Annotated in this window: 13 protein-coding genes; all 13 read right to left on the minus strand. The window is 54.1% G+C overall.

Features of this window, described 5'->3' with window-relative positions; all coding sequences use genetic code 11:
* Positions 1 to 109: 109 nt before the first annotated feature.
* Positions 110 to 607 carry a translation initiation factor IF-3 gene (infC, locus tag D3P09_RS12010; RefSeq protein WP_120110057.1) on the minus strand — a complete coding sequence of 166 codons (498 nt, stop codon included), beginning with the start codon at positions 605 to 607 and terminating at the stop codon, positions 110 to 112.
* A 135-nt stretch (positions 608 to 742) separates the two neighbouring features.
* Positions 743 to 1,408, minus strand: a complete 666-nt coding sequence (locus tag D3P09_RS12015; protein ID WP_120110059.1) for an HAD family hydrolase — start codon at positions 1,406 to 1,408, stop codon at positions 743 to 745.
* Between the two features lie 1,115 nt (positions 1,409 to 2,523).
* Positions 2,524 to 4,065, minus strand: a complete 1,542-nt coding sequence (locus D3P09_RS12020) for an MDR family MFS transporter (RefSeq protein WP_120110060.1) — start codon at positions 4,063 to 4,065, stop codon at positions 2,524 to 2,526.
* Between the two features lie 56 nt (positions 4,066 to 4,121).
* The gene (locus D3P09_RS12025; protein WP_120110062.1) at positions 4,122 to 4,787 is read right to left on the minus strand and encodes a hypothetical protein; all 666 of its coding nucleotides are present in this window, start codon (positions 4,785 to 4,787) and stop codon (positions 4,122 to 4,124) included.
* On the minus strand, positions 4,780 to 5,496 hold the full coding sequence (locus D3P09_RS12030; RefSeq protein ID WP_133304994.1) for a hypothetical protein: 717 nt from the start codon (positions 5,494 to 5,496) through the stop codon (positions 4,780 to 4,782). The genes D3P09_RS12025 and D3P09_RS12030 overlap by 8 nt, the downstream gene beginning before the upstream one ends.
* Before the next feature lie 16 nt (positions 5,497 to 5,512).
* Positions 5,513 to 6,136 carry a YhbD family protein gene (locus D3P09_RS12035; RefSeq protein WP_120110065.1) on the minus strand — a complete coding sequence of 208 codons (624 nt, stop codon included), beginning with the start codon at positions 6,134 to 6,136 and terminating at the stop codon, positions 5,513 to 5,515.
* A 188-nt stretch (positions 6,137 to 6,324) separates the two neighbouring features.
* The gene (locus D3P09_RS12040) at positions 6,325 to 7,398 is read right to left on the minus strand and encodes an ABC transporter substrate-binding protein (protein WP_120110067.1); all 1,074 of its coding nucleotides are present in this window, start codon (positions 7,396 to 7,398) and stop codon (positions 6,325 to 6,327) included.
* Positions 7,395 to 8,201: an ABC transporter permease gene (locus tag D3P09_RS12045; protein WP_120110069.1), complete on the minus strand. Its 807-nt coding sequence runs from the start codon at positions 8,199 to 8,201 to the stop codon at positions 7,395 to 7,397. The genes D3P09_RS12040 and D3P09_RS12045 overlap by 4 nt, the downstream gene beginning before the upstream one ends.
* Positions 8,188 to 9,006 carry an ABC transporter permease gene (locus D3P09_RS12050; RefSeq protein WP_120110071.1) on the minus strand — a complete coding sequence of 273 codons (819 nt, stop codon included), beginning with the start codon at positions 9,004 to 9,006 and terminating at the stop codon, positions 8,188 to 8,190. The genes D3P09_RS12045 and D3P09_RS12050 overlap by 14 nt, the downstream gene beginning before the upstream one ends.
* Positions 8,996 to 10,114, minus strand: a complete 1,119-nt coding sequence (locus D3P09_RS12055; protein WP_243644142.1) for an ABC transporter ATP-binding protein — start codon at positions 10,112 to 10,114, stop codon at positions 8,996 to 8,998. Before D3P09_RS12055 ends, D3P09_RS12050 begins: the two co-directional genes overlap by 11 nt.
* A 93-nt stretch (positions 10,115 to 10,207) precedes the next feature.
* Positions 10,208 to 11,902: a putative bifunctional diguanylate cyclase/phosphodiesterase gene (locus tag D3P09_RS12060; protein WP_165867407.1), complete on the minus strand. Its 1,695-nt coding sequence runs from the start codon at positions 11,900 to 11,902 to the stop codon at positions 10,208 to 10,210.
* Positions 11,903 to 11,927: 25 nt separating this feature from the next.
* The gene (locus D3P09_RS27665) at positions 11,928 to 12,104 is read right to left on the minus strand and encodes a hypothetical protein (RefSeq protein WP_165867408.1); all 177 of its coding nucleotides are present in this window, start codon (positions 12,102 to 12,104) and stop codon (positions 11,928 to 11,930) included.
* Between the two features lie 163 nt (positions 12,105 to 12,267).
* A complete protein-coding gene (locus tag D3P09_RS12065; protein WP_243644106.1) occupies positions 12,268 to 14,295 on the minus strand; it encodes a YhgE/Pip family protein in 2,028 nt (675 codons plus the stop codon).
* Positions 14,296 to 14,375 lie beyond the last annotated feature (80 nt).

Consider the following 14,375-nt stretch of genomic DNA (forward strand, 5'->3'; position numbering starts at 1 on the left):
CTGCCTGTATAAGCTGTATAGAAGTTCCCTGGCCGCTTCTGCCGCTTGCCGCCTTAATCTCTGCCCGCAGCAGCATTCTTATATCGGTCCCGTACAGCACTATGCCCAATTACTTCGGCAGCAGCTCCAAAGCCGCCTGCTTGCCGCTCAACTGGACGCCGGTCTTGCGGGTCCCGCTCGCCTTCAAATCATTGGCGAGCCCCTCCAGCAGCGTCTTCGCCGCAGGTCCTTCCTTGCCCTGGATACGAACCACCAGCAGAACGCCATGCCCTGATTCCAGCAGCTTCTCTGCTTGCCGGCGCTTGGTCTCGTAGTCATGCTCCTCAATGCTTGCGGACAGACGGATTTCCTTCACTTTGATCTGCCCGTCCTTCTGGCGCGCTTCCTTCCCCGCCTGGTCCTTCTCGCGTTTTGCAGCGCCGCGGCTGACCAGCCGGCAAGGCGGCGGGCTGCTCATCAGCGAATCGCAGACCAGATCAGCCTTCAGCTGCTTCGCCAAGTCGAGCGCCTCCTGCCTGGAGACAACACCAAGCTGCTCGCCGTCCAGCCCTGTCAGCGACACCTCAGCCGCCTTAATCGCTTCATTCATAATCAGTTTGGATGCCATCGTTATTTCTCCCTTAATCCATATATGACCGCCGCAGCTTCACCCGGCGATACCTTGCCCCTATTATGGGCAAATCAAGCGGCAATCGCAAGATCGTGAAGCCGCTCCCTCATCCCCCCGGCCATTCGAAATTCATTATCCGGCATGCGCGCCCACAAGGGTTTGGAAATCAAGCTTTGTCAGCGACTCCGCATGAATGTAACGTGTCTCTTGGTCAAAGGTAAGCATCTGTGTCAACGGGTTCGGAACGATAACACATGACATGCCAGCCGCCACCGCTGCTCTGGCTCCATTTGGCGAATCCTCGATGGCGATCGTTTCTTCCGGCTTGACGCCTAGCTTCTCCATCGCCTTCACATATAGCTCCGGATCAGGCTTCACCTGGCTCACATCGTCGGCCGTACAGATCACCTCGAAGTAATGGGCAATTCCGAGCGCTTCCAGATGCCGGTCAATCCACGCTTTCCCGGAGCTGGAAGCCAGGCCGATTCGAAGACCGGCGTCCTTCGCTAGCTTTAAGTAATCCAAAATGCCTTCGCGCACCACTTCTTTCTCCAGCAGGGCTGAATGATCGGCATGAATCTTCAACCGAAATTGCTCCTTGTCAATCGGCAGGCCCAGCTCTGTCATCAGATACTCATAAGGATTAAAAGTATTGTTATTCGTGCCTACGCACTCCGAATATTGATCAATCGTCAGTTCAACGCCATGCTCCTTGTAAGCATCACGGAAAGCATAAAACCAAGGTGTCTCTGTATCCAGAATCGTACCGTCGAAGTCAAAAATAATAGCTTTTACCATAGGTGTGCTCCTCCCCGTCATCTAGCAATCGTAATGTTAACAAGACGGTAGCACGACAGCATAAGAACGTCAAGACAAGCCATCCCATATCGCCGCCATACGCAACCGCCGTTCTCCTTCACAGCAATCGGCGATAGCGATTTCCCGCCTCTAACGCCGCCCCGCATCGTTGCATCGTCATTTCTGCCAATTTCCCGCCTCTAACGCCGCCTCGCACCGTTGCATCGTCATTTCTGCCAATTCCCCGCCTCTAGCGCCGCCTCGCATCGTTGCATCGTCATTTCTGCCAACTCTACGCCTCTAACGCCGCCTCACATCTCTGCATCATCATTTCTGCCCATCCCCCGCTTCTAACGCCGCCTCGCATCGTTGCATCGTCATTTCTGCCAATTCCTCGCCCCTAACGCCGCCTCACGTCGCTGCATCGTCATTTCTGCCAATTCCCTGTCTCTAACGCCGCCTCGCATCGTTGCATCGCCATATCTGCCAATTCCCCGTCTCTAGCGCCGCCTCACACCGTTGCATCAACATTTCTGCCAATTCCCCGCCTCTAACGCCGCCTCGCATCGTTGCATCGTCATTTCTGCCAATTCCCCGCCCCTAACGCCGCCTCGCACCGTTGCATCAACATTTCTGCCAATTCCCCGCCTCTAACGCCGCCTCGCACCGTTGCATCATCATTTCTGCCAACTCAACGTCTCTAACACCGCCTCACATCGTTGCATCGCCATTTCCGCCAGTCCTAAACCTCTAACGCCGCCTCACATCGTTGCATCGCCATTTCCGCCAATTCCCCGCCTCTAACGCCGCTCCGCACCGTTGCATCGCCATTTCCGCCCATCCCCCGCTTCCAACACCGCCACACGGCGCTAATCGCACCAAAAGCACGGGATTTCCCAGAATAAATACTAGATTACTAAATAACTGTACGCTCTTTTCTATATTGCAAGACGAGCCAAATACCAAAAAAGGCGATGCAGGGATCGCACCCTGCACCGCCTTCACTTCAATTCATCAACTGAGATGTCTCATCAAGTTAATCTTCTTTTAAGACAGCTCCCGTTCTATTCTCCTATATCCTTGGCGATCATTCACCTCATCAATTGTTGACCCTGTTAATGGGAAGCATGCTGACCCTCTTCGCCTTTTGCAATAGCCGATACATCCAGCTTGCTTCTGCCCATAAAGAATGCTACGCAAAGCGCGAGGGTTGCCGGAATGGCAGCCAGAGCGAACGTCAATGTAATCGACGACGACAAGGCGCTCGTGATCGTGTCCAGCACCTCCGCCGGGAAGCTTGCTCGCGTCTCCGGCTTCAGCAGCTCGCGCGGATCGCCGAAGGCCATATCGCCTCCGCCTTGGCCGCCAGCGGCGAACGCATCCGCCAGCTTGTTCGTCAGCGCATTGCTTTGGACAATGCCGAATACCGTAATGCCGACGGTCATGCCAAGCGAGCGGATGAACGTTAGCGTCGAGCTCGCCGTTCCGCGCTGCCGCGCAGAAATGCCGTGGATAGCGGCATTGCTAAGCACGGAGAAGGAAGCGCCGATGCCAAGTCCAATCAGGATCATAAACAGCGTTACTTGCAAGCGGCTGGAGTCCGGCGACAAGGTCGTGACCAGCAGCGTGCCCGCGACCAGCAGGATCAGCGTTGATACCATAATGTTCCGGTACGGCATCTTCGTCATCAGGAAGCCGCCGAGCGAAGCGGTGACGACAGAGCCTACCATCATCGGGAGCAGCACAAGTCCGGAGTTGGTCGCCGTTCCGCCCAGGACGCCCTGGATGAAGATCGGAATGTATACCGATGCGACGATAAACGCCGCGCCGCTGAAGAATGAAGTCAGGATGCTCGTCGCGTATACGCGGTTTTTGAACAGCGCATACGTAATAATCGGCTCCTTCGCCTTCGTCTCTACATACAAGAAGATCGCCAGCAGCACTGCGCTTGCCGCGAACATGCTGATAATCTCCCAAGAGCCCCAAGGGAACGTCTTGCCGCCAAGCTCCAGGCCCAGCATCAAGCCGATAACCGCCCCGATCAGCGTAGCGGCGCCCAGCCAGTCGATCGGCTGCTTGGACCGGTCATGCGACTCTTTATAAAAGAATGCGATCATACAGAACGCAATAACGCCGAGCGGCAAGTTAATATAGAACACCCATTGCCACGCAATGTGGTCCGTAATATAGGCGCCAAGCAGCGGCCCGAATATGCTGGACATACCGAATACCGCGCCAAACAAGCCGCCCAGCTTGCCGCGTGATTGCAGCGGCACCGCATCGAACATAATGGTGAAGGATGTCGGGATCAGCGCGCCCGCTCCAATGCCTTGAATGGCCCGGAACAGGGCCAGCTCCGTTATCGTGGACGCGGTGCCGCATAGTGCCGAGCCGATCATAAAAATAATCAGTCCGAACACGAAGAACCGCTTCCGCCCGTACATATCCGACAGCTTGCCGAAGATCGGCATCCCAGCCATCTCCGCCACCATATAGGCGGAGGTGACCCATACGAACTTGTCGAGCCCGCCCAGCTCTCCTACGATATTGCCCATAGCTGTAGCAACGATTGTATTGTCCATCGACGCCATTAGAATGGCGAGCAATAGTCCGGCAATGACGACGCCGAGACGATTTTGTTGTGGTAATGCTGACATGATTTGCGTTCCTCTCTTCTTCCTCTAGCATTGAGGCTCATGACGAGCCGATTTCCTTATACGCGGTATTCCGCCTCTGCCTTGGCATTGCCGCTCTTCTCGTATGAATCGCGATATTCAACCCTCCCAATGACACAGCCTTGTCCGATGCGTACCGAATTGCCGCGAACGACATCCGCAACCGTATGCTCGAGATCAAGCCGGTCGCCTTCAATCAGGCTGGCCCGCAGCTCCGCAGCGGAGTCCTGCTGGAACAGCTCTTTAAGCAGCACGCCTTTGCTCCTGCGAACCGTAACAAGGCCGCCTACGACTTCACTGGCCGCTGAAGGGCCATATAACTTAATGAGCGCCTGCCCGGCATTCACGCTGCCGCCCGACAGGGCGCCGCGAAGCTCCAGCTTCTCTGCTTCAATAGCTCCCTGGGAGGATAGATGACCGGACATGCGCACCTGATTGCCGCGGAAATTCCGCCCCAGCCTCAGCTCCCCCTTCCCCCGCAAGCTTCCGCAGCTCATCGGGCCGTCAACCGCCACTTCGCCGGTAAACTTCAAATACCCGGAATCCAAGCCTCCTTTAATATGCGAGGTTCCCGTCAAATAAAATCCTTCGCAAGCCACATCGCCTGCCAGGATCGCATCGCCGGTAATCCGCACGCGCCCGAACTGGCCGCCTAGCGACTCCGTATCGCCGATCAATCTGATATCACTGCGTTTCTCAGCCATACGTTCTCTCCTCCCATCCAATCTCCGCTTCCGGATGCTTGGTCAATTGATCGCGGTACTCCACCCGTCCGATTCGGCAGCCTTTGCCAATCGTCACCCGCTGTCCTCTTACAATATCCGCATGCGTATATTCCAACTGGATGTCGTCACCCTCAATGACATTCGCCAGCAGTCTTGTCTCGCTGCCCGGCATGATCCACTTCAGCAGCCACTTCCAGCTGCTGCCTTGAAGACGGCGCACGCGAATCGATTCTCCGCCAATCTCGCCGGCTCTGCTCTCCATATGGGTGAGGCCAAGCTCCATCTCACCTGCGTTGATCAAACCATCCACTTTCAAAGCGCCGTGCAACTGAATCTTCTCTGCCTCCACGTTGCCGTCAGTCTTAAGAATGCCGTGCACCCGTATTGTTTCTGCTGCAACGTGGCCCTCCGATTTCACAATCCCATTGATGTTCAGCATAGCCCCTTTAAGGATGCCCTCAATGTTAAGCTTCCCGTCAGCTCTGAGCTCGGGCGCCTCCAAGCTCCCCTCGACTGTCAATACCCCGTTCACCCTGGCAGAAGTCGCAGCCTTTACATCTCCGGCAATACGGCCGACTCCATCCACGTGGACACGGTCATAGGTTCCGCCAGCCGCACGAATGACGCCATTCATTCTAAGATTCGGCAAACCGCCCGGCCAAGCATGCTTCATTTCCTGATACATCATTTTCTCCTCCTTTCTTCTATACCAACCGTTCAACCAGTTTCTCCGACCAGTCTGTCAGGGGCGCTCGGGCAACCACCTTCACGCCGTTGTCGAAATACAATTCCGCAGAAGCGGATACGAGAGCAAAGGAAGCAATCCCCATACGTCTGATGAACACCAACTCGCAAGGCCTCCCATTGAAGGAAGGGTAATGCTCGCGAAGCACGCTGATCAGCGCATCTCCTTCCTCGATGCTCATCTCTCCCGTCTGCAGCAGAGCATCCGCTGTATATAGATAAAGCATGTCATGAAAGGCATACCTTTCATTCTCATCCGCAAGACCAGCCCATCGTTTCCATACCATGTCCGAAACAATCTTCCGCGCGGCAAACTCGCTTTTTGGCAGCTCAATGCCCCCTTGCTTGCCGGCCAGCTTATCCGCCAGTTCATCCAGAGATAAATCATCCTTCAGATTGACGATTTTATCGATTCTCGCCAGTATTAACTCCCGTGGAAAAAACGTCTCCTGTCCTGTAAAAGCAGACTTTCGGATGAACCACTCCTCCGGGATCAGCTGCTTCCTCTTCCACCGGTAGAGCTGTCCGTAGGATATACCCGTCATCTCCAGCAGCTCCTTCTTGGATATGAGCTCAATATCCATTCATGCACCTCCTGTCACACGAAGAGTGTAACATAACATTGTTACGCTACAAATCGGTCTCGAGGCGGAGAGCGGCTGCAACTGCGGGTCGGTTTTTGACGAGCAGCCCTGCTTCAGGCTGAAAAGCACAAAAACCGGCGTCCCAATAAGGAACGCCGGTTGAAACGGGCAGGCATAGCAGAAGCCAATTACTTCCGGTGCATCTTGAACTCCAGGAACAGCTCGTTATAGTGCGACAGCATGCGTGGTCCCAGGTTATCGTAAACCTCCAGACGCTCCGTCAGCTCCTCGTCCGGATAGAACCGCTCATCGCCGGATATATCCTCAGGCAGCAGCGTCAGCGCATCCTTGTTCGGCGTGGAGTAGCCGACATACTCGGTGTTCTGCGCGGCAACCTCGGGATCCAGCATAAAGTTGATGAACTGATGCGCCCCCTCCAGATTGCGGGCCGTCTTCGGAATGACCATATTGTCAAACCACAAATTGGAGCCCTCTTCCGGCACGATATAGTCGAGGTCTTCATTCTCGTCCATAATCTCCGACGCATCCCCGGACCATACAAGACCGGCTGCCGCTTCTTCGTTCGCCATCAGCATCTTGATCTCGTCGCCGACAATCGCCTTCACGTTCGGCGTCAGCTTCGACAGCTTCGCAAGCGCCTCTTGCAGATGCTCCTCGTTCGTATCGTTGAGCGAGTAGCCCAAGCTGTTCAGCCCCATGCCGATCACCTCGCGTGCGCCGTCGAGCAGGAAGACATTGTTGCGCAGGCTCTCGTCCCAAAGATCGTCCCAGCTGTCGAAGGTCAGATCGCCGACCAGATTAGGGTTGAAGACAATGCCGACCGTTCCCCAGAAATAAGGCACGGAATAGGCATTCTCAGGATCAAAGGACAGATGCATGAAGCGGGAGTCGATATGCTCCAGATTCGGCAGCTTCGAATGATCCAGCTCCAGCAGCAGATTGTCTTCCTTCATCTTGCTGATTGCATATTCAGACGGAATCGCCACGTCGAAGGTGGTGCCGCCTTGCTTGATCTTCGTCATCATCGCTTCGTTGGAGTCGAAGGTTTGATAAATAACCTTGATGCCCGTCTCCTCCTCGAACTGCGCGATCAGCTCAGGATCAATATAATCGCCCCAGTTGTAGACGGTCAGCGTATTGCCTCCAGAATAGCCGGCGCTGGAGTTCAGCTGCGATGTCACGTACATTAAGCCGAATGCGGCAAGGAAGACCAGCAGAAACATGCGGACTAGCTGGCTCATGCGCGCACCCCCTTGCCTGCCGGACGGTTGTTGCGGCGGTTAATAAAGTAATAGCCGATCACAAGCAGCACGGTGAACAGGAAGATAAGCGTAGACAAGGCGTTGATCGATAGCGAGACGCCTTGCCGCGCCCGCGAGTAGATCTCGACCGACAGCGTCGAGAAGCCGTTGCCCGTTACGAAGAACGTCACTGCGAAGTCATCCAGCGAATACGTTAACGCCATAAAGAATCCCGCAAATATGCCAGGCTTGATATAAGGCAGAATAACCTTCGTCAGCACCTGCCAGGAGCTTGCGCCAAGGTCGCGAGCTGCGTCGAGCAGCGAGCCGCCCATCTCCTGCAGCTTCGGCAGCACCATAATGACGACGATCGGGATGCTGAACGCGATATGCGACAGCAGCACGGATACAAAGCCGAGCTGAATGCCCGCAATCGTGAACAGAATCAGGAACGATGCCCCGATAATGACGTCAGGGCTTACGATCAGGACATTGTTCAGCGTAAGCAGCGTGCCCTTCGGCCGGTTGCTGCGGATATAATGGATCGCAATAGCGCCCATAACCCCGATAATGGTCGAGATCGCCGCTGAGAGCAGCGCGATCACGAATGTATTCAACACAATAATAAGAAGCCGCGTGTCCTGGAACACTTCGCCGTAATATTCCAGCGTGAAGCCTTCGAAGTTCCTCATGGCTCCGCCGCTATTGAATGAGTAGAACATCAGATAGAAGATCGGCGCATACAGGATGACGAACACGGCGATCAGGTACAGATTGGACAAACGCCATTTACCTTTTGACAATGTCGATCAGCCCTCGCTTTCGATTCCCGGTCAGCAGCATCAGAATCGCCATCGCGATAATAAGGAACACGGCGATCGTCGCCCCCATGCCCCAGTCCTGCGTCACAAGGAAATGCTGCTCGATCGCTGTGCCGAGCGTAATGACGCGGTTGCCCGCAATCAGTCTTGTAATCATGAAGAGGGACAGCGCCGGAATAAATACCGCCATGCAGCCCGCCTTCACGCCGTCAATCGTCAGCGGGAACACGACCCGCCGGAACGTCATCCATGGGGATGCGCCCAGGTCGCGCGCTGCGTCGATCAGCGTCGGATTCATTTTCTCCAGCGCGTTGTAGACCGGCAGAATCATGAACGGAATAAAGATATAGACCGACACGAACACGAAGCTGAAGTCGGTGAACAAGATTTGTTTGGTGCCGATGCCCGTTACTTCCAGCACCGTATTCACGAAGCCGTATGTACCGAACAAGCCGATGAATGCGTATGCTTTCAGCAGCAGGTTGATCCAGCTTGGCAAAATAATAAGCAATAGCCACAGCGCCTTATGCTTCGTCTTCGTAAGCAAGTAGGCCGTCGGATAAGCCACCAGCAGCGAGAACAGCGTAATCAGAAAAGCATACCAGAACGAGCTAAGCGTCATGCGCAGATAGACTGGCGTAAAAAACTTCTGGTAGTTCTCGAACGTGAACTGCCCTTCCACATTAAAGAAGGAATAATACGCGATCAGCAGAATCGGCGCGATAACGAACAGAACGATCCAAAGCACATAAGGAACGAGGTACAGATTGCGGGCTCTAGCTTCCATGGCTGTCCCCACCGCCGCTTTCCTCGTACGACTCCAGGCGCTTGTCGAACTCCTCTTCCGTCTCGCCCAGACGCATGACGTGAATCGCTTCCGGCTCGAACGTCAGGCCGATCCGCTCTCCGACTGTCGCCTTGCGCGTCGAATGGACAAGCCACTCATTGCCGGTATCGTCATAGCAGCTGATCTCGTAATGCACGCCGCGGAACAGCTGCGTGTCTACACGCACTTGAAGCTTGCCGCTCTCATGCGACGTAATCTCCAGATCCTCCGGACGGATGACGATATCAACCGTCTCCCCTTCGTTCAAGCCTTGGTCGACGCATTCGAACGTCTTGCCTGCAATCTCGACCTCAAAGTCGCGCAGCATGCGGCCTTTGACAATATTGGATTCGCCGATAAAGTCCGCTACGAAGCGGTTGATCGGCTCGTCGTAGATGTCGGTAGGCGTGCCGGATTGCTGGATCGTGCCTTCGTTCAGGACGAAGATCTCGTCCGACATCGCAAGCGCTTCTTCCTGATCATGCGTAACGAAGATGAACGTAATGCCAAGGCGGCGCTGCAGCTCGCGAAGCTCATATTGCATCTCCGTCCTCAGCTTCAGATCAAGCGCCGACAACGGCTCGTCGAGCAGCAGGATTTCCGGCTCGTTCACAATCGCGCGGGCGATTGCGACACGCTGGCGCTGGCCGCCAGACATCTCTGTAATCTCGCGGTTCTCGTAGCCGCTAAGGTTGACGAAGCGCAGCGCTTCGAGCACTTTGGCTTTAATTGCCTCATTCTTGAGACCTTTGATGCGCAGGCCAAACGCGACGTTCTCGAACACGTTGAGGTGCGGGAACAACGCGTAATCCTGGAATACCGTATTCACTTGCCGCTCGTTCGCCGGCACCCGGTTAATCACTTTGCCGTTGAAATAAATGTTGCCCTTCGACGGCTCCGTAAATCCGGCAATCAGGCGCAAGATTGTCGTCTTGCCGCAGCCTGACGGCCCCAAAAGCGTATAAAATTTGCCCCGTTGAATCTCAAAGCTTACATCTTTGAGCACCGCAGGGTCGTTATGGTCATATTGTTTAGTCACATGTTCGAAACGAATGATCGTCTCTTCCAATCCCACCAGCCCCTTCATCCTGTATAAAAGAAATCATAGTGATTATACAGCATCTCCGCAAAAGGGCAAGTGGAAACAAAATAATCAACCAATTCAAACCTTTGTGTTATGCAAATGTTTTAAATCCAATAGCCGCTCAATCTCATTTGGCGGAGAGGGGCGGTGAAAATAATAGCCTTGCCCGAACTCGCAGCCGAACTGCAGGAGCGCTTCAACTTCCTGCTTCGTCTCAATGCCTTCGCATATGACTTGCAGGTTCATGCTGTGTCCAATATCGACAATAAGCTTCACAATGGATGCGGAGGATGCTGCGCCCGTTAATTCTTTTGTAAAGGAACGATCGATTTTCAGGTAATCCAGCGGGAGCTGCCCCAGAACGCTCAGGGAAGAATAGCCTGTTCCGAAGTCGTCTATAGAGATTTTGATGCCATGGCTCTTAAGCTCGTTCAAGATGGGAACCGACTCCTCCAGGCTTTGCATCATGCTCTCCGTAACTTCCAGCTCCAGCAGAGCAGGATCAAAATTCGTCTTCTCCAATATGTTCACCACTTTGGAAGAGAAGTTCAGCGACTTGAACTGACGAATCGAGAGGTTGACGGCTAACGCGAGCCTTGATACTCCTGCTTCATGCCATCTCTTAACCTGACTGCATGCCTCCTCTAGCACCCATTCCCCCAGCTCCACAATTGCGCCGTTCTGTTCGGCAAGCGGAATAAAGTGAGATGGCGCAATCGGACCCATTTCGCTATGCGTCCAACGGAGCAGTGCCTCCACTCCGCGGATTTCTCCCGTTTCAAGATCTACCAGCGGCTGGTAGTGTATCGACATTTCGTTTTTGGTTATGGCGCTGCGAATGTCGTTCGCCAGCCTGACTTGACGCAGCAGCTCCTCGTTTTTGATATCAGAGAAGAAGCGGTAACCGTTTTTATCGCCGCGCTTTATGCTATACATCGTTTTGTCCGCATATTGGATAAGCGTCTCCCCCTCCTCCGCATCCTCGGGGAACAAGCTGATTCCTATGCTGGTCGTCGTATAAATGTGCTTGTGACCGATATGGAACGGGTTCTGAAAGGAGCGGACAAGCCGTTCCGCCAGATCCGAAATCTCCTCCTTCCGCCCATAGGAGCATAGCAGCACGAACTCGTCCCCGGCATAACGGGCAACGAAGCAGGACGGAGGCGCGAACTGGCGAAGATGGCCGGCAACGTCCCGCAGCAGTTGATCTCCCGCGCCATGGCCCATCATATCGTTCACATGTTTGAACTGATCAAGATCCAGAAACAGGACAGCCTGCGGCTTTTTTTGAACGATGGCCATATCTATATGCTTCATAAGCGATTGGCGGTTGGGCAGACCGGTAAGCATATCATAATAGGCCATATGCTCAAGCTGCTGGAAAGCTTCGTTAAGCTTGGCATTCAAGCTTGCGTTGGCCACATTTTCTTTCTTCAAGTTCCGGAAGTAAAAGGCCAGCAGCGAATAAAGAATCATATTAATGACAACGCCGCCCAAGATTGCCTGCAGCATTTCCGGCGACTCCTCGGGCCAGCTAACAGGAGTAATGTAAAGGTAGTAACCCCCTGCCGCAAACACAGGGATCGGAGACGGCAGCAGGAATGCCAGTATCACGAGCGTCAAATACATGACGCTAATCAGCTTGTCGAACGCAAGCTCCGGCAGCGCATTGAAAAAGGAGACAAATGCAACAACGGCAAGGAAGTATTTGAGCCACAGCGGTTGGACCAGAATGGAAGCAAAGATGAATAGGGCAAATAGGAGAGCAAACATACGGCCTTGTGGGCTGCTGACGGAGCTAATCATATTGAGGCTTAGGGATATCGCCGTAAGGAAGATGACGATACGGGGTATTATCCGCATAAGGCGTTTTGTCCAGGCTTGCATCCAGTTCATCGGTCTCGATGCCCCCTAATCGGCTATTATAAGCGGCTTTCTCCAAGCGAAGCGAGAATCGTTCACTTAAAATTTCCATATCGCATTGGGGATTCCTTCTATTATTTTGCATGCACGATCATATTTGCAAAGCGGGTGACCACAATATTAGACAATAATAAAACGGCACCTGATAAAGGTGCCGTTTGCGCAATTTAGATGATGCAGCGTTTTATAAACCGAATCAATGGCTGATCTTCTATTTATGCAATAGAAGTTGATCCTTCTTCTCTTGTGCCGCCGCCTTCCTTGCGATGGCTGGCGATGAAGTAAGCCAGCGTCAAGCCAGCGAAGACGAGAGCGTAGATGCCGAGCAAGCCGGCGTCTCCCCACATGCGGGTCGTTTCGCCGCTGGAGATGACGTCCTTGAGGCCTGCCACCGAATACGTCATCGGCAGCCATGGCGTCACATGCTGCAGCCAGCCCGGGATCAATTCCAGCGGGAATGTGCCCGCGGAGCTGGTCAACTGCAGGATAAGCAGCACGATCGCTACGAAGCGGCCCGGATTGCCCATCGATGCCACGAAGAATTGAATCAGCATCATGAAGGTGATGCTTGTAATGATCGAGAACAGAATGAACAAGCCCATATTCTGTACTTCAAGCTTCAATAGGAAGATCAGCGCTGCGTCCGCGATCAGAGCCTGTATGGTTCCGACCAGCATCAGCGTCAGCGCCTTGCTCCAGAACCAGCTCCAGCCGTTCGCCGGGCGGATCGCCGGTTCCTTAACGGAATACACAATTGTAATCAACAGCGCGCCTACATATAAGCCTAGCGACAGGAAGTAAGGGGCAAAGCCTGTGCCGTAGTTCGGCACTTCCGTTACTCTGTCCACATCAAGCTGGATCGGTTCTGCGAACATGCCGACCATCTCATCTGTCATGGACAGCTCCGATGTCTGCGACGATGCGTCGCTCAGCTTCGTGGAAAGCTCATGCGTGCCGTCCTCCAGCTCGACAAGGCCGGATGTCATCTTGGTTGCGCCCTCTTCCAGCTGTTCCGCGCCGGAAGTCATAGAGCCTACCGAATCATTAAGCTTGCCAAGTCCTTGAGACAATTCCACTGTGCCGCCCGACAGCTTCGTCAGTCCGCCGGTCAGTGTGCCTGCGCCAGTCTTCGCTTCACCCAATTTGGTTTGCAGCGTGTCTGCGCCTGCTGTCAGCTGCTTCAATCCGGCTTCCAGGCCGTTAGCGCCTGCCAGAAGCTCCTGCTGGCCTGCGGACGACTTCTCAAGTCCGCCGGCAAGCGCTTTGCTCGCCGCGATCAACGCTTGGAAGTTAGGATCGGCGGCTAGCGCCTCATTCTGGGCAGCAAGGCCTTGCAGTCCGGCAGACAGCTTAGCTGCGCCTTGCTCCAGCTCCGCCGTACCCGCTGCGGATGCCGTCAAGCCTCCCGCCAGCTTCGATGCTCCATCTTGAGCGCCAGCTGCACCATTCGCCAATTGTCCGCCTGCATCAGCAAGCAAGCCCATGCCGTTCTCAAGTGTTGCAGCACCATCCTTCAGCTCAGCAGCGCCGCTTTGCAATTGCTTGCCTGCCGTGTTCAGCTTGGATACTCCATCCTGCAGCGTAACGGTACCGCTTGTCAGCTTGCTTAGATTTTGCTCCAGCAGCTGCGCTCCGTCCTTCGCTTTGGTCGTGCCGTCGGCAATCTTGCCTGCGCCGTCGCTTGCTTTCACAATACCGTCGGCGGCCGACTCCAGCTTCTCGAATACGGTTCTTGTATATACTTCCGTTACTTCTTTGTTCAGCATGCCTTTCATTTGCTCAACCGCCGTATTGCCGATCTGCGCGGCCAGGAAGTTGTAGCTCTCATTAGGAAGGAATACCAGCTTGGCCGGTTCCGGCTTGTCTGAGGTCAGCGATGTAGTTTTCTCCGAAAAATCCGCCGGAATCTCGATCGCCATATAATATTTGTTGTCCTTCATGCCTTGGACAGCTTCTTCCTTCGTTACAAAAGCCCAATCAAACTTTGGATTTTCTCTTAACTTTTCCTCAAAATCATCGCCAATATGCATTTGCTTGCCTTGGAACTCCGTGCCTTGGTCGGAATTGACGACCGCTACCGGCAGCTCCTCCATCTTCGCGTACGGATCCCAGAACGCGCCAAGGAACATCGCTGTATACATGACCGGAACCGTCAGCACCGCAATAACCGGTATCAGCACCTTCTTATTGCGCGCGATCGCCGACAGCTCTTTGCCGAATTGCCGCAAGCCTTTCAACTTCATATTTTCCACTCCCTGTTTGTCTGTGTATGTTTGGCAGCATTGCCAATACGAAATGACCACTTTGGACAATTGGTCATTCT

The sequence above is a fragment of the Paenibacillus pinisoli genome, from assembly GCF_003605435.1.
Lineage (GTDB): Bacteria > Bacillota > Bacilli > Paenibacillales > Paenibacillaceae > Pristimantibacillus > Pristimantibacillus pinisoli.

Excerpts from the sequence above, each read along its gene's own strand:
- infC (WP_120110057.1), bottom strand. The coding sequence starts at position 607 with ATGGCATCCAAACTGATTATGAATGAAGCGATTAAGGCGGCTGAGGTG.
- D3P09_RS12015 (WP_120110059.1), bottom strand. The coding sequence starts at position 1,408 with ATGGTAAAAGCTATTATTTTTGACTTCGACGGTACGATTCTGGATACA.
- D3P09_RS12020 (WP_120110060.1), bottom strand. The coding sequence starts at position 4,065 with ATGTCAGCATTACCACAACAAAATCGTCTCGGCGTCGTCATTGCCGGA.
- D3P09_RS12025 (WP_120110062.1), bottom strand. The coding sequence starts at position 4,787 with ATGGCTGAGAAACGCAGTGATATCAGATTGATCGGCGATACGGAGTCG.
- D3P09_RS12030 (WP_133304994.1), bottom strand. The coding sequence starts at position 5,496 with ATGATGTATCAGGAAATGAAGCATGCTTGGCCGGGCGGTTTGCCGAAT.
- D3P09_RS12035 (WP_120110065.1), bottom strand. The coding sequence starts at position 6,136 with ATGGATATTGAGCTCATATCCAAGAAGGAGCTGCTGGAGATGACGGGT.
- D3P09_RS12040 (WP_120110067.1), bottom strand. The coding sequence starts at position 7,398 with ATGAGCCAGCTAGTCCGCATGTTTCTGCTGGTCTTCCTTGCCGCATTC.
- D3P09_RS12050 (WP_120110071.1), bottom strand. The coding sequence starts at position 9,006 with ATGGAAGCTAGAGCCCGCAATCTGTACCTCGTTCCTTATGTGCTTTGG.
- D3P09_RS12060 (WP_165867407.1), bottom strand. The coding sequence starts at position 11,902 with ATGTTTGCTCTCCTATTTGCCCTATTCATCTTTGCTTCCATTCTGGTC.
- D3P09_RS27665 (WP_165867408.1), bottom strand. The coding sequence starts at position 12,104 with ATGGAAATTTTAAGTGAACGATTCTCGCTTCGCTTGGAGAAAGCCGCT.
- D3P09_RS12065 (WP_243644106.1), bottom strand. The coding sequence starts at position 14,295 with ATGAAGTTGAAAGGCTTGCGGCAATTCGGCAAAGAGCTGTCGGCGATC.